14 protein-coding genes are annotated in these 15,604 nt (G+C 60.5%); 12 read left to right on the top strand and 2 right to left on the bottom strand.

Features of this window, described 5'->3' with window-relative positions; all coding sequences use genetic code 11:
* The first annotated feature begins 334 nt into the window (after positions 1–334).
* The 11 genes from AAAX77_RS05475 (at position 335) to AAAX77_RS05425 (ending at position 12,651) form a co-directional block, all read left to right on the top strand.
* Entirely contained in the window at positions 335–1,417 is a 1,083-nt protein-coding gene (locus AAAX77_RS05475) for a DMT family transporter (RefSeq protein WP_195361569.1), read from the top strand.
* 182 nt (positions 1,418–1,599) lie between these two features.
* Positions 1,600–2,523, top strand: a complete 924-nt coding sequence (locus AAAX77_RS05470) for a PTS mannose/fructose/sorbose transporter subunit IIAB (protein WP_195534669.1) — start codon at positions 1,600–1,602, stop codon at positions 2,521–2,523.
* A 36-nt stretch (positions 2,524–2,559) separates the two neighbouring features.
* Positions 2,560–3,354 carry a PTS sugar transporter subunit IIC gene (locus AAAX77_RS05465; RefSeq protein WP_195534670.1) on the top strand — a complete coding sequence of 265 codons (795 nt, stop codon included), beginning with the start codon at positions 2,560–2,562 and terminating at the stop codon, positions 3,352–3,354.
* Between the two features lie 13 nt (positions 3,355–3,367).
* Entirely contained in the window at positions 3,368–4,201 is an 834-nt protein-coding gene (locus tag AAAX77_RS05460; RefSeq protein ID WP_195568890.1) for a PTS system mannose/fructose/sorbose family transporter subunit IID, read from the top strand.
* Positions 4,202–4,398: 197 nt separating this feature from the next.
* The gene (locus AAAX77_RS05455; RefSeq protein WP_226790479.1) at positions 4,399–5,382 is read left to right on the top strand and encodes an SIS domain-containing protein; all 984 of its coding nucleotides are present in this window, start codon (positions 4,399–4,401) and stop codon (positions 5,380–5,382) included.
* A gap of 160 nt (positions 5,383–5,542) precedes the next feature.
* The gene (locus AAAX77_RS05450; RefSeq protein ID WP_349105168.1) at positions 5,543–6,172 is read left to right on the top strand and encodes an HAD family phosphatase; all 630 of its coding nucleotides are present in this window, start codon (positions 5,543–5,545) and stop codon (positions 6,170–6,172) included.
* Positions 6,173–6,526: 354 nt separating this feature from the next.
* Positions 6,527–7,534, top strand: a complete 1,008-nt coding sequence (locus AAAX77_RS05445; protein ID WP_349105166.1) for a YitT family protein — start codon at positions 6,527–6,529, stop codon at positions 7,532–7,534.
* Positions 7,535–7,753: 219 nt separating this feature from the next.
* Entirely contained in the window at positions 7,754–8,473 is a 720-nt protein-coding gene (locus AAAX77_RS05440; RefSeq protein ID WP_349105164.1) for a GntR family transcriptional regulator, read from the top strand.
* A 327-nt stretch (positions 8,474–8,800) separates the two neighbouring features.
* The gene (locus tag AAAX77_RS05435; protein ID WP_349105162.1) at positions 8,801–10,780 is read left to right on the top strand and encodes an ATP-dependent DNA helicase RecQ; all 1,980 of its coding nucleotides are present in this window, start codon (positions 8,801–8,803) and stop codon (positions 10,778–10,780) included.
* A gap of 2 nt (positions 10,781–10,782) precedes the next feature.
* Positions 10,783–11,538, top strand: a complete 756-nt coding sequence (locus AAAX77_RS05430; RefSeq protein ID WP_148332768.1) for a GntR family transcriptional regulator — start codon at positions 10,783–10,785, stop codon at positions 11,536–11,538.
* A 144-nt stretch (positions 11,539–11,682) separates the two neighbouring features.
* Positions 11,683–12,651, top strand: a complete 969-nt coding sequence (locus AAAX77_RS05425; protein WP_349105160.1) for an SIS domain-containing protein — start codon at positions 11,683–11,685, stop codon at positions 12,649–12,651.
* A 131-nt stretch (positions 12,652–12,782) separates the two neighbouring features.
* On the opposite strand, the gene AAAX77_RS05420 is transcribed toward AAAX77_RS05425, so the two are convergent.
* Positions 12,783–13,760, bottom strand: coding sequence for an L-lactate dehydrogenase (locus tag AAAX77_RS05420; RefSeq protein WP_117806029.1), 978 nt, complete (start codon positions 13,758–13,760; stop codon positions 12,783–12,785).
* 210 nt (positions 13,761–13,970) lie between these two features.
* Here AAAX77_RS05420 and metA point away from each other — a divergent pair, with 210 nt between their 5' ends.
* Entirely contained in the window at positions 13,971–14,897 is a 927-nt protein-coding gene (metA, locus tag AAAX77_RS05415; RefSeq protein ID WP_349105158.1) for a homoserine O-succinyltransferase, read from the top strand.
* Positions 14,898–14,931: 34 nt separating this feature from the next.
* On the opposite strand, the gene AAAX77_RS05410 is transcribed toward metA, so the two are convergent.
* Entirely contained in the window at positions 14,932–15,528 is a 597-nt protein-coding gene (locus AAAX77_RS05410; protein ID WP_349105156.1) for a 5-formyltetrahydrofolate cyclo-ligase, read from the bottom strand.
* Between the last annotated feature and the right edge of the window lie 76 nt (positions 15,529–15,604).

The following is a 15,604-nucleotide window of genomic DNA, read 5'->3' as shown; positions in this document are numbered from 1 at the left end:
CCTTTCAGCTTCAGCGGCATGACCAGAAGGTCAATGCCGCTTCGCTTCAAGGCACCTTGCTCGCTCAGGTGGGTTTTCGCTGGCGTTGCCAAAGCATCGGCGTCGCCTTGGCCCAGATGCGGCACTTGGAGACGTTCGGCACTTGGGGACAGTCCTAGTCATTGGGGACAGGTTACTTTGCACCAAGTTGGCGCATATGAACCTGACCCCTTTGCACCAATGGGTTGTAGCGGTAGAGCAGATTTTTCCGCTCGCCGATTTGTGTCTTGAAAAATGTATATAACGACTATAACGTAGTGTGAAACATATTGGAAACAATACCGAGGAGGCTGCGTTGAAGAAAAGCAATCTGGGCTATGTGCTGGTGCTGATCGCCGCGCTTATGTGGGGCAGCATCGGAATCTTTGTAAACGGCATCTCGGCCATGGGCGTTTCGTCTCAGAGCATGGCGGCCTTTCGCCTGTTGTCGGGTGCCGTCTTAATGGCTCCGGTCTTGGCGTTCATGGGTTGCCAGGGAGGCGATCGTGAGGGAAAAGCATCGGGTCCCCTGGCACTGTTCAAGGCAAGTCCTAAAGAGCTTGTTCCCTGTGCGCTTCTTGGCATTATCGGCCTCGCCACCGCTAACACGCTTTATTACGAGTGCATGGGCGAGGTGGGCATGTCCACGGCCTCGGTGCTGCTCTACACCTCGCCGGTGTTTGGCGTCATGCTCGGCCGCGTGCTTTATCGCGAGGATGTGACTCCCAACAAGCTCGTTGCCATCGCTTTTAATATCGGTGGCTGTGTACTTGCAGTGACCAATGGCGACCTTTCCGGTTTCCATTTTTCGGTTTGGGGCGTCACGTCGGGCGTGATCGCGGGCTTTTGTGGCGCGTCGCTCGCGGTGTTTAGCCGGATAGCAACCAAGACGGTCCACCCGCTGGCTGTCACGTTTTGGGGCCTTGTTTTTGGCGGTGCGGTTATGGCGGCTATCGCGGCTCCGTGGCCAGATGTCGCCGCGGCAATGTCGCCACAGCTGCTGCTGCTGTTCTTTGGTTTTGGACTCATCCCTACAGCCGTGGCCTATGTCTTATATATGCAGGGTCTGTCCATGGGGCTCGAGACGTCGAAAGTTCCCGTCGTAATGTCATTCGAGACGGTCGTCACCGTACTGGTGGGCATTGGTGTCTACGCCGAGCCCGCCGGCGCGATTAAAGTCCTGGGCATCGTGCTGGTGCTCGCGTCCATCCTGATTATGAACACCGACTTCTCCAAGCTGCGCAACAGTGTGTTTGTCGGTCATGTCATTGAGAGCATGACCTTTAAGCCCAACGCGTGGTGGACCGAAAAATCTCAGGACATGGATCTGTTTAAGGAACGCACCGGCATTGCGCTGGAACCCACCGTACAGGAAAGCCCCTGGTACTTCGTGCGATAGGGGATTGCGCGCAGGGTCTGACCTGGGGTTATCCAGCTAGCGCCGGCCTACCTAGCCAAACGTTTCGAGTACGTTAAACCCGTCAACGGTCGATTTTCACCCGCGAACGGTCTTTATACTAATTAGCAATATAAGCAACGTATAAGACGTTATAATGACCATAACGAAAAGGAGGAGGCAAGATGAATCAGATCATTCTCGCATCTCATGGCGGCCTGGCCGCAGGCGCCAAAGACACGCTCGAGATGGTTCTCGGCGACGTGTCGAACGTCCACGTCGTGTCGCTTGCTCGCGACGACAAGGAGCCCATCACCAACAAGGTGGACGCCATGATCGCCACGTTCAACGCGGACGACACCGTCTATGTGCTGACCGATATGCTCGGCAGCTCGGTCAACAACAGCATGGTCGAGCTTTCCAAGAACGGCACGAAGTTCACGGTTGTCAGCGGTTTCAACATTCCGCTGGCACTGACGCTCGCTATGAGCCCCGTCCCCGTCAAGGGCGCCGAGCTCGCGGCCCTCATCAACGAGGCCCGCACCGGTCTGACCAACCCCAACGCACCGGTCGAGGCTGCCGCGGCTCCCGCCAAGAAGGCTAAGGCGCCCCGTCACAGCTCCGGTCCCGCCAAGATCGTCCTCGCACGTCTTGACTACCGTCTGCTGCACGGCCAGGTCGTCTTTACCTGGACCACCAAGGTTCAGGCCGAGCGCATCATCGTCGTCGACAACGCTGCCGCCAACGATGACATCAAGAAGGGTGCTCTTAAGCTGGCCAAGCCCCAGGGCGTGCGCCTGAACGTCTTCACCGTCGAGCGTGCCCTCGCCAAGATGGACAAGCTCAACACCCTCGGCGAGCGCGTTATGTTCGTCTTTGGCAACACTGCCGAGATGCTGCAGTTCTGCCAGGGCTACAAGCTCGACGCCATCAACCTGGGCGCCACCGCCAACCACGACGGTGCCGATCAGGTCGGCGGCAAGGACAGCTCCGTCTTCCTCGATGCCACCCAGAAGGCCGATATCAACCAGCTGCTCGACATGGGCATCAAGCTCTACGTCCAGCAGACCCCCACGTATCAGAGCGTCGACATCGACGCCAAGCTGTAATCAACCAGGCTTTTGCCTGACTGAAAGGAGAAGGGTATGAATACGTTCATCAGTGCGGTGCTCGTCGGCCTCGTCGGCGTGTTCTGCATGTGGGACTCCCGCCTGCTCGGTCGTCTTAACTTCGAGCAGCCCCTCGTTGGCGCTACGCTCGTCGGTCTGCTGCTGGGCGATGTGCCCACCGGCCTTGCCGTCGGTGCCGCCGTCGAGCTCGTGTCCATGGGCCTGGTGCAAGTCGGCGCCGCCGTTCCGCCCGATATGGTCCTGGGCGGCATCGTGGCCGCTGCCTTTGCGTGCCTGACCGATGCTTCCGCCGAGACCGCCATGACGATCGCCATCCCGGTCGCCGTCCTGGGTCAGCTCCTCGGCATCGTGTTCCGTTCCATCATCGCCGCCCTCACCCATGTGGCAGATAACGCGATCGATAACGGAAAGTTCAAGACCGCCTACCGTATGCACATCTGCGCCGGCTCCGGTCTGTACGCTCTCATGTACTTCCTGCCGATCTTCCTCGCCGTCTTTGTCGGCACCGACCTGGTCCAGACCATCGTCAACATGGTTCCCGAGTGGCTGTCCACTGGTCTTAACGTTTCGACCAAGATCATGACCGCCTACGGCTTGGCCCTGCTGCTCACCATGATGATCAAGAAGGGTATGACTCCGTTCCTGTTCATCGGTTTCCTGCTCGCCGCTTACCTCAACCTGTCCGTCATCGCGGTCGCTCTGATCGGTGTGTGCCTGGCTGTCGTCTTCATGGGCTTCAAGTTCAACGGTTCCCATGCAGCCGCCGGTGTCGATTCCGACTACGATCCGCTCGAAGACGACGAAGACTAAGGAGGAACACACTATGGCAACCGCAACCAAGGACGTGTCCCTGAACAAGAAGGTCAGCCAGTTCTTCTGGCGCTCCTGGGCCATCCAGGCCTCTTGGAACTACGAGCGTCAGATGAACATGGGCTTCCTCTACGGCATGGTTCCCACGCTCGACCGCCTCTATCCCGACGAGTCTGACCCCAAGCAGCTCGAGGCCAAGAAAGAGGCTTACCACCGTCACATGGCGTTCTACAACTGCACCCCGCAGACGAGCGCTTTCATCCTGGGCCTCGCCGCCTCCATGGAGGAGGAGTACGCCAAGGATCCCGAGAACTTCGATCCCGATTCGATCAACGCGGTCAAGACCTCCCTCATGGGTCCGCTTTCCGGCATCGGTGACTCCTTCTTCCAGGGCACCATCCGCGTTATCGCCTTTGGTCTGGGCGTTCAGCTGGCTCAGCAGGGCTCCATCATGGGCCCGATCCTGGCCATGCTCATCTCCATCGTCCCCGCTGTGCTGATCACTTGGTTCGCAGCCAAGATGGGCTATCAGGGCGGCCACGAGTACCTGAGCAAGCTTCAGGGCGGCGACCTCATGGAGAAGCTCATGTATGTCTGCGGCATCGTGGGTCTTATGTCCGTGGGCGGCATGATCGCCACGCTGATCGGCGCCACCACCCCGCTGCAGTTCGCTGACGGCACCGTTGTGATCCAGGACATCCTGGACGGCATGATGCCCCAGATGATCTCCCTTGGCCTCACCGGCCTTATGTACTGGCTCATCAAGAAGAACGTCAACACCGGTTGGCTTCTCGTGATCGCCATCGTGGGCGGCATCGCCCTCTCCGCGGCCGGCATCCTGGCCTAGTCGCGACCAAGCGTCCAACCGCTTTCCCCCGGGGGCCTGCCTGGCATCCCATACCCCAGGCAGGCTTCCATCCCTATACGTGACAAAGGGCAGTCCCTTTGTCACATCCTCAACGGGCCGGCGACTCGGTCCAAATCACGGTAACCCTGCGTGCGCCCGGCAATGTGGCGCCGCAAAAATCGAAAGGAATGTGTCAGATGTACGAGATCGACCTTAACCTCCCTAAGCAGATCGTCGCTGACGTCCTGTCCAACCACGAGATCCACAGCGTCGCCTTCGTCGGCTGCGGCGCTTCCATGTCCGACCTGTACCCCGCCAAGTACTTCCTGGCCAACAACACGGACAAGCTGAACGTTCAGATCTTCACTGCTAACGAGTTCAACTACGACACGCCCTCCTGGGTCAACGAGCACACCTTCGTGATCACCTGCTCCCTCGGTGGCTCCACGCCCGAGACCGTCGAGGCCAACAAGACCGCCAAGAAGCACAACTGCCCGGTCGTCTCTCTCACCAACAAGGCTGGCTCTGCTCTGACCGTCGACGCCGACCACGTCATCGTCCACGGCTTCCACGCCAACTACGCTGCCAAGTGCGAGAAGCCCGGCTACGCCATCGCTCTTGCTCTCGAGATCCTTCAGCAGACCGAGGGTTATGACCACTACGAGGACATGATCACCGGCCTCACCAACATCTTCGATCTCTGCGAGAACGCCGCTCAGCACTGCAAGAAGCTCGCCAAGAAGTTCGCCGAGGACTTCAAGGACGACAAGATGATCTACTTCATGGCTTCCGGTGCCTCCGAGAAGATGGCTTATTCTCACGCCGCCTTCCTGTTCACCGAGATGCAGTGGATCGACGCCGCCGCCTACAACACCGGCGAGTACTTCCACGGCCCGTTCGAGGTTTCCACCGAGGGTAAGCCCTACGTCTTCTTCATGTCCGATGGCGCCACCCGTCCGATGGACGCCCGCGCCCTCACCTTCCTTGAGCGCATGGGCGCCAAGGTCGCTCTGATCGACTCCAAGGACTACGGCCTGGCTGACGCCGTGCCCGCGAGCGTCATCACCTACTTCAACCCGCTGCTGCACCTCGCCGTTATGCGCGAGTACGGCAACCAGATCGCCGAGGCCCGTCAGCACCCGCTGACCATGCGTCGCTACATGTGGAAGCTTTCCTACTAATCACAAGTAAGTAGACCTTACGGGTTGATTGAGAGGGGATGGGGTTTGCGCCCCGTCCCCTTTTTTGCTCTGGGGAGGGCGTATCCGTCGCGCCACAAAACCCCAGATAAAACCTACCAAAATAAACCTGTCCCTTTTTGGCAGGTGGGAGGAGATGCGTATGATCAAAGCAGTGCTGTTTGACATGGACGGCGTGCTGGTCGATACCGAGTGGTTCTACAACCGTCGTCGCGTGGCGTTTATGGAGGAGAAGGGGTTCCACTTTGACGAGATTCCCGATCTTTCGGGGTCTAACGAGCCGGCCATTTGGGAGGCGCTGGTGCCCGACGATGTTGAGCTGCGCGAGCGCCTGCGCGTGGAGTACAAGCAGGTCTACAGCCCGGACCATCCCGTTCCGTATTCCGAGCTTCTCAACGAGCAGACGGAGCCGGTGATGCGCAAGCTGCACGAGCGCGGCGTGAAGTGTGCCATCGCGAGCTCGTCCTATCGCGAGCTCATTGACGAACTGGTGGAGATTGCCGGCATCGCCGACGTGCTGGACTACACCATCAGCGGTCACGAGTGCAGTGCGTTCAAGCCCGACCCCGAGATCTACCTGCGTGCCATGGAGGCGCTGGGTGTAGAGCCTGCCGAGTGCCTGGTTATCGAGGACTCGCCTTTGGGCATCGAGGCCGGCAAGCGCTCCGGTGCCCGCGTCCTGGCACTGCGTCCGCACGAGGGCGTCAACCTCGATCAATCGCGAGCCGATGCCGTTATCGATAATCTGACCGACATTTTGGCCGCTTTGTAGCGTCAATCCGCCGCGAGAAGCACTGATTCACGCGTCTTTTGCTGCGGATTGGCTTAATTTGTCATCTATTTGGATCCGTTTGGCTTCGATTCGGACTAAGTGAGTAGACTTTTTGGTGCAAGACGAGCACAAAGCGCATCTGCTCTAGTAAAACCGCAGGTCACAGGGGTGGCGGTTTTGGGTGTGCTCTGCAGGTCGCGTAAAGTCTACTCACTTGTAATTTGGGCCTTTGGTCGTGGGGTTGCTGGTCCCGCTTTGGTTGTCGAGAGAGGGTGAATTGAAGCGCCCCCGCACGCTCCATGCTACAATCGCGGACATACCCCACAACTACATCTGCCTTCGAAAGGAGCCTGCGTGGCGAACGCCATCGATCAGCTCACGGACCGAGTGCTCGTACTCGGCCGCCTCACCATCGTCCGCCGCGCTATTACTGCCGTGGCGGTCACGATTTCCGCCGTTCTCCAGACATTCCTGATCCAGGCGTTCATTCAGCCCGCCGACTTGCTTCCGAGCGGCCTCACCGGCGTTGCGGTCCTGCTCGATCGCGTTACCTCGCTGGGCGGCGTTCACATCGACATTTCGCTCGGTATGCTCGCGCTCAACATCCCCGTGGCGCTCCTATGCTGGAGCGGCATTAGCAAGCGCTTCGTCATCTTCTCGATGATGCAGGTCGTGCTCTCGTCGCTGTTCCTCAACGTCTTTCACTTCGCTCCATTTTTGGGCGACAAGATCATGCTCATCATTTTTGGCGGCGTGGTCTCGGGTCTGGGCGCTGCCATCGCGCTTAAATCCGGCGCATCCACCGGCGGCACCGACTTTATCGCGCTGTGGGTTTCCAACCACACGGGCAAGACCATCTGGGGCGTCATCTTTGGTTTCAACTGCTTTATCCTGGCGATCTTTGGCTTTATGTTTGGCTGGGACAAGGCGGCGTATTCCATCGTGTTCCAGTTTATTTCGACCAAGACTATCGACAGTTTCTATCGTCGCTACGATCGCGTGACGCTGCAGATCACGACGCGTAAGGCAGACGAGGTCATGACTGCCTACGTAAACCATTTTCAGCACGGCATTAGCTGCGCCGAGGTCGTCGGCGGATATAGCCGCGAAAAGATGTACCTGCTGAACACCGTTGTCTCGACCTACGAGAGTCAGGACATTATCAAGCTGGTGTGCGACGTTGATTCCGGCGCCGTGATCAACGTGTTCCACACGCTCAACTTTGTGGGCGGCTGGTGGGGTGGTCATGTCGACGAGCCCATGCCCACGGCCGTTCCCGATCCCGACAAGCCCGCACGCATGGTCAGCAGGCAGGCGCGCCTCAGCGAACAGGACAGCCTGCAGCAGGACGACGGCAAGTAGGGTATTGGCATTTTGCCGGTCCTGCGCAACCCATCCGAACGAGCCCCCCGAAAGCCCCGTTGCTTTCGAGAGGCTCTCGTTTGCCCAGATAAAACCTACCAAAATGAAGCTGTCGCTTTTTGGTAGGGAGGGTGTATCGTTTTATCATTATGAGGTAATATGAAACTAGACGTTATATACGTATTAGTTATTTCGATATTTCGATAAGAGTGATTAGATATGCCTGCACCCAAAAATGCACCGCTTTACCAGCAGATTTACGACGAAATTAAGGATGCGATCGAGAAAGGTGTTTATGCACCCAAGGAGCGTATTCCGTCCGAGCTTGAGCTAGCCGAGCAGTACGATGTGAGCCGCATTACGGTGCGCCGCGCCGTCGAGGAGCTGTGCTCCGATGGCTACCTGGTTAAGCAGCAGGGCCGTGGCACCTTTGTCTCCACGCCGCACATCAACCGCCAGTTCCATGCTTCGACGCTGCAGACGTTTACCGCGCTGTGTGCCGGCAACGGCATGAAGGCCGGTGCGCACGTGATCGATCGCCAGATCGTTCCGGCGCGCCAAAACGAGATGGAGTTCTTTGGCCTGCAGAAGGATGCGCTGCTGCTGCATATCAAGCGCGTGCGTACGGCCGACGGCGAGCCCATCTTTGAGGAGAACATCTTTGTGCCATTTGATGCCTACCGCGAGCTGTTGACGGCCGATCTTGAGGACAAGTCGATTTTTGCCGAGGTCGAGCGTGTTGGCGGAATCCCGATTGTCTCGGTTGGCTACCGTACGGTCGAGGCCGTTCGAGCTAACGCCGAGCAGGCGGCCGAGCTGGGCATTGCTCCGCACGATCCGCTGCTCAATCTGCGTGCCGGCTTTACCGGCCCCAATGGCGAGCCGGTCCTGATGGGTAAGCAGTACTACGTGGGATCGCGCTACGTTATGGTCATGTAAGTTACGCGGTTTTACCAAACCGCGTAACGGCTCGACGCTGCAAGCCCGCCAGAGCGGCAATCTGCCTTTCAACTTCGGCGGCAGACCAGAAGGTCAATGCTGCCTCGTTTCAAGGCACCTTGCTCGCTCTGGCGGGCTTTCGCTGTCCGCGCCAAAACATCGGCGTTGCCGGGCCGGCACTTGGGGACGTTCCTTTTCTGCCGGCACCTGGGGACACTCCTTAGCCGTTGGGGGCGTTCTTAAACGACTAGTCTGGGCGGCGGCCGTGTGCTGCTGTCCGCGTGGCGGCGTATAATCGGCGGCAGATGACTTGAACGTTAGGAAACCATGACCGATAGCATGCAGCAGATGGCGCTCGACACGCTCGGCGCCTATTTTGGCTACACCTCGTTTCGCCCGGGACAGGACCGCATGGTCGATGCGATCCTTGCCGGTCGTGATGCGCTGGGTGTTATGCCCACGGGCGCCGGCAAGTCCATTTGCTACCAGGTGCCCGCGCTCATGCTGCCCGGCATCACCTTTGTGGTGAGTCCGCTGCTGTCGCTTATGGAGGACCAGACCCGTGCGTTGCTCGCGGCGGGTGCGCGACCCAGCTATCTCAACTCCAGCCTTACTCCGGCCCAGCAAAACACCGTGCTCAAGCGGGCGCGCGAGGGCCGCTACCAGCTTATGTACGTGGCGCCCGAGCGCTTGCTCGAGCCGCGTTTTTTGGCCTTTGCGCAGGAAGCTGCGGCGGACGGCGGCATTGGCGTGCCGCTCGTGGCCATTGACGAGGCCCACTGCGTGAGCCAATGGGGCCAGGATTTCCGCCCCGCTTACCTGCAGATTCGCGAGTTTATTGATTCGTTGCCGCGGCGCCCGATCGTGGCGGCGTTTACCGCCACGGCGACCGAGCGCGTGCGTGCGGACATTCAGCAGATGCTCGGCCTGCAAAACCCCGCGACGGTGGTGACGGGTTTTGATCGCAAGAACCTCTACTTTGGTTGCGAGGAGATGGGCGACAAGGCCAAGACCGCGTGGGTGCGCGACTATGTGATCGCGCATTCGGGCGAGAGCGGTATCGTGTATTGCTCGACCCGCAAGACGGTCGATGCGCTGGCGGGCGAGCTTGCCGAGGCGCTGGGCCCCAGCGGCATTCGCGTTGGCCGCTACCATGCCGGCATGGGCAACGACGCCCGTCGCCAAAGCCAGCGCGCCTTTATCGACGACGATATCCAGGTGATGGTTGCCACCAACGCCTTTGGCATGGGCATCGACAAGCCCAACGTGCGCTACGTGATCCACAACAACGTGCCCGAGAGCATCGAAGCCTACTACCAGGAGGCGGGCCGCGCCGGCCGCGATGGCGACCCGTCCAGCTGCTACTTGCTGTGGAACGGCAACGATTTTCGCATGCGCCGCTTTCTGATCGACCGCGGCGATGCTGCCGATGAGGCGCTCGACGACGAGCAGCGCGCGTGGGCGCTCCAGAATCGATATCGTCTGCTCAGCCAGATGGAGGGCTACTGCAATACCACCGGCTGCCTGCGCGAATACATGCTGCGCTACTTTGGCGACGAGGCCGCGGCCGAGCATGCCGCGGCCAGTACGGGCGGCACCGCCACGGACGACGTCGAGAGCTGCGGCAACTGCAGCAACTGCCTCACGCAGTTCGAGGTCGAGGACGTCACCGATATGGCCCGCGCTGCCGTGCGCTATGTGGCCACGCGTCCCATGCGCTTTGGCAAGTCGCTCATCGCCGATGTGCTCCACGGCGGCAACACCGAGCGCATTCGCCAGATGCATCTGGACGAGGACCGCGGCTACGGTGAGCTGTCGAGCGAATCGGTCGGGCGCATCAAGGACATCATCGGCCAGCTGTGCGGCCGCGGTTATCTGGCCACCTCGCAGGGGCAGTACCCGGTCGTGGGGCTGGGTCCGCGTGCCGTCGAGGTCGAGGATGAGGCGTTCGCCTTTACCGTTAAGCGTCGTGCGTCCAAGCGCAAGGCCTCGGCCCGCGCCCGCCGCGCCGTCGATCTGCTGCGCGAGGAGGCCGAGCTGGATCAGCGCCCGCGTGTTGGCGACGATGCCGAGCTGTTCGAGCGCCTGCGTGCCCTCCGCAAGGAGATCTCGACGGAGCTGGAGATGGCGCCGTACATGGTCTTTTCCGACAAGGCCCTGCGCGGCCTGTGCCGCCTACGCCCACAGACGCGCGACGAGCTTATCCAGGTCAACGGCATCGGCGAGAAAAAGGCCGACGCCTTTGGCGAGCAGTTTATGGCGGCGATTGAAGAGTTTGAGTCCGAGCATGCACGGAATGGAGCATAACGATGGCATCCGATGATAAAACCGAGCGCACTGAGGTGTCCGCTGTGCCGCTGTACCAGCAGGTTATGGACGACCTAAAGGGCGAGATCGCGCGTGGCGTGTACGCATCCGGCTCGCGCATTCCTTCCGAGATGGAGCTCGCGAAGTACTACGGCGTGGGACGCATCACCGTGCGCCGCGCCATCGAGGAGCTGTCGCGCGCGGGGTATCTCAACCGCCAGCAGGGGAGGGGCACGTTCGTGTGCGCGCCCAAGCTCAAGCGCAAGATTGTCCAGAAGGGTGACGTTCAGAGCTTTTCCGAGGGTTGCGCTGCCAACGACATGGTGCCGGGTGCGCGCCTGGTATCGCGCACGGTGGTTGCGGCGACGCGCGAGGACGCGGCGTTCTTTGGCGTAGAGCCCGGCTGCGAGCTTATCGTGGTCGAGCGCGTGCGCACGGCCGACGGCATCCCCGTCATGCTCGAGAACAACGCCTTTGTGCTGGCTGACCATCCCTATCTGCAGACACTTGCCGATAAGGACCTCACCGATAACTCGATCTTTGCGCTCGTTGCCGAGCATTCGGGCCGCGCGCCGCTCAAGTCCGACCCTTGCACCGTGGAGATTGCGCTTGCCGATGCTCAGGCGGCCCCGCTGTTGGAGGTGCCGGTCGGCGAGCCGCTCTTCTATATGGAGGCGTACTTTACCGATGCGGACGAGCGGCCCTTGCTGCTCGGACGCCAAAAGATCGTGGGCTCGCGCTACGTCTTCGACATCTAACGTCCATAGATAGAACAACATAGAACAAGTTTGGTGAAATGACTTCACGAGCGTCGTCGTGCGTGCTATAAATAGGACAACATAGAACGACCGCAGGTACGAGCTGTCGTCGTTCAAAACCGCCACACAAGGAGGAAAACCAGGATGAACGCACATGATCTGGTTCAGGAAATCATCGAGCGCAAGGGCAAGATTGAGAACGTCTTTTGGATCGCTTGCGGCGGTTCGATGATTGACCTGATGCCGGCCAACGAGCTGCTCAAGCGCGAGGCCACCACGTTTACCTCGACGGTCTACACGGCACGCGAGTTTTGCCTGATGGCCCCCAAGAGCCTAGGGCCGAAGTCGCTCGTTATTGCCTGCAGCCACAGCGGCAACACGCAAGAGGTCGTCGACGGCTGCGAGATGGCGCTGGCGGCCGGTGCCGAGGTCGTTGCCCTCACCGACTGCGAGGGCTCCAAGATCGACAACGGCAAGTGGACCACCTGGGTCTACCCCTGGGGCGAGGGCGTGCCGCAGGCCGAGGTGCCTCAGGGCATCGGCGCTCTGATCGCCGCCGAGCTGCTCGACCAGCAGGAAGGCTACGAGGCACTCGCCGACATGTACGAGGGCCTAAAGCAGATGGATGCGCTGCTGCCCGCCGCCCGCGAGAAGGTCAACGCCGAGCTGGGCGCCCGTTTTGCCGAGCTCTGCCAGCAGCACAAGTTCTTCTACATCCTGGGCTCCGGCCCCAACTTTAGCCAGACCTACGCCATGGCGATTTGCTCGCTTATGGAGATGCAGTGGCAGCACTGCTGCTACATCCACTCCGGCGAGTATTTCCACGGTCCTTTCGAGGCTACCGAGCCCGGCGTGTTCTACTTTGTGCAGCTTGGCGCGGGCGAGTGCCGCCCCATGGAGGAGCGCGCTCTTGCGTTCCTCAACACGCACACCGATACGATTATGGTGCTCGACGCGCTTGAGTACGGCGTGGGCGAGGTGCCTGCCAACGTGCGTTCGTTCCTGGAGCCGATATTCTTCTACAACATGAGCTGCGAGCTGCGCGCCGCCCGCGGAAAGGTGTTCGACCACAGCCCTGAGATTCGTCGCTACATGGGCATCGAGCGGTACTAGGTAACGGGAAAAGCATTCACCTTCGATTCGCAAGCGAACAGCGTGCGTAAAAAGCGGGCCGCGCCGGTGGGTTTCCGGCGCGGCCCGCTTAGTATCGCGCATAGATTCGCAAGGTTGCGGCAGCCAGCGGCTTACTTGGCGTCGTAGGCCTCGGTATCCCACCAATCGAGCTGGGCGATGTTGTCGCGGATGTGCTGGCAGCTCTTGTGGAAGCCCTCGAGCTCGTGCTCGGAAAGGTCCAGCGTGTAGACCTCCTCGACGCCCTCGGCGCCGATCACGCACGGCAGGGAGGTAAAGATACCCTCCTCGCCATACTGGCCGGTCATGAGCGTGGATGCCGAAAGCACGGCGTGCTCGTTGTGCAGCACGGCGGCGCAGACGCGCGCGGCGGAGTTGGCGACGGCGTACTCGGTGCACTGCTTGCCCTGGTAGGTCACATAGCCGCCCTTGCGTGCGAGCTCCTCGACCTCCATGTGGTCGAAGGCATACTTGTCGGGGTTCTCGGCCTGAAGTTCGTTAAGGCTCTTGCCGGCGATGGTTGCGGCCTTAAAGGCTGCCAGCTGGCTAAAGCCGTGCTCGCCGATCATGTAGGCGTCGATGGACTTGGGGCTCACGCCGACCTTCTTGGAGATCTCGGTACGCAGGCGGGCAGAGTCCAGGCCGCAGCCCGAGCCGATAATCTTCTTGGGATCGTAGCCGGTCAGATGCCACAGCTCGGTGCACACGACGTCGCAGGGGTTGGAGATGCTCACGAAGATGCCGTCAAAGCCGGCGTCGACGATGCGCTTGGCAAAGGTGCGGGCGGCGTCGGTGGTAAAGAACAGCTCGCCGTCGCGGTTGCCGGCGGCCAGCGCGACCTTGCCGGCGGCGTTGACGATGACGTCGCAGCAGGCTAGCTCCTCGTAGTGGTCATAGCAGTTGACGATCTTGGTGTTGTACGGGACAAACGAAAGGGAGTCGCGCAGGTCCTGGACCTCGGACGTCACCTTGGCCTCGTTGATATCGCACAGGTACAGCTCATCGGCAATGCCCTGCATGAGCAGGCTGTTGGCGACATGTGCTCCTACGTGGCCCTGGCCGACCACACCGATCTTACGCGTCTGGTACATATACGTATCCTTTCGGCCGAGTTTTTCGCGTCGAACCATTGTATCGTCCTGCTGCCACTTTGCTAGGCTAAAGCGCCGTAGATTTTTGGACATGCCTTAATCTCTACTTTTGGAGTGATTTGGGCTGCTGACGGCATCGCTGGGCGATGTGCTCGCGCGGATGGAGCCGGTCGTTGTACCATAGTTGCAACTGACTCGTAAGGAGCATCCATGCCCATTCGCATCCCCGACGCCCTCCCTGCCGCCGCGCAGCTCGAGAGCGAGAACATCTTTGTCATGACCGAGTACCGCGCGCTGCACCAGGACATTCGTCCGCTGCGCGTGCTCATCCTCAACCTCATGCCCACCAAGATCGCCACCGAGACGCAGATCATGCGCAAGCTCTCCAACACGCCGCTGCAGGTGGAGGTGGATCTGCTGCGTACCAAAACGCACGAGGCCACGCACGTGAGCGCCGGCCACCTGGAGACGTTCTACCGCACGTTCGACGACATCCGCGACATCCACTACGACGGCCTGATCATCACGGGCGCGCCGGTGGAGCAGATGCCGTTCGAAGAGGTCGACTACTGGCCCGAGCTCTGCCAGATCATGGATTGGTCCACCACGCACGTGCACTCTACGCTGCACATTTGTTGGGGCGCGCAGGCGGGGCTCTACCATCATTACGGTATCCAGAAGTACGACCTGCCGGCAAAGGCGAGTGGCGTGTTCGAGCATTATCTGGTGAAGCCGCAAAGCCCGCTGGTCCGCGGCTTTGACGACCGTTTCTATGCCGTGCATTCGCGCAACACCGATGTGCGCCGCGAGGACGTGGAGGCCGAGCCGCAGCTTGAGGTCGTGGCCGTGTCCGACGAGGTGGGCCTGTACATCGTCAAGTCGACCGACAGCCGTCGCTTCTTTGTCTTTGGCCATCCCGAGTACGATACCGACACGTTGCGCTTGGAGTACGAGCGCGACGTGAAGCGCGGACTCAACCCGGAGGTGCCGGCGCATTACTTCCCGAATGACGACCCCACCGCCGAGCCGCGTAACGTCTGGCGCAGCCAGGCTCAGCTGTTCTACACCAACTGGCTCAACTACTACGTCTACCAGACCACGCCCTACGACCTGGCCCGCGCCGGCGAGGAGCACTAGGCTGCGACTGTGGCCGTGGCTGATGTGACGGCGGTTAGGCGCTGATGATGTTGGGTAGCGGCAGGTCGTGGGCATCGGTGGGGACGTGGTTGATGCGTTGTTCGTCGAAGGCGATGCCGACGATTTGACATACGGGCGAGAGCATGGGCAGGTAGCGGTCATAGCAGCCGCCGCCGTAGCCCAGGCGCGCGCCGGTTTGATCGAAGGCCACGAGCGGCACAACAATCATGTCGAGTGCTTCGGCAGGCACGATGGGGAAGCGGTCGCTGTCGATGTCCGTGGCCGCGAAGGCCCTCGCGGGGTGGGCGATAAACGGAGCCGCGGACGCATCGTCGGCGGCAACTGCTCGCATGCACATGCGCTGGCCACAAGCTGCGGCATCAATTGCCGAGAGCATGCACGGATAGGCCACGCGCCAGCCGCGTTTGGCGGCCGCAGCGGCAAACGCGGCAGGGTCTGCCTCGGAACCCATCGCGGCGTAGACGGCAACGGTGCGCGGCGCCGCGGCATCCGAGCGGCCCAGCAGCTCAACCAGCCGCGCACAGATATCAGCAGACTTCGCCGCCTGCAAGTCCAAATCAAGAGCATCGCGCCGAGCAATCACCGCCCGCCGCAACTCAGCCTTGTCCATCCCGGCCCTCTCTCCCAAACCTACCAAAAAGGGACAGGTTTATTTTGGCAGGCTTTATCTGGGCAAACGCGATAAA

This window comes from Collinsella sp. CLA-ER-H6 (assembly GCF_040092305.1).
Lineage (GTDB): Bacteria > Actinomycetota > Coriobacteriia > Coriobacteriales > Coriobacteriaceae > Collinsella.
The sequence above is the reverse complement of the archived record's forward strand: the minus strand, read 5'-3'. Positions and strand labels throughout refer to the sequence as shown.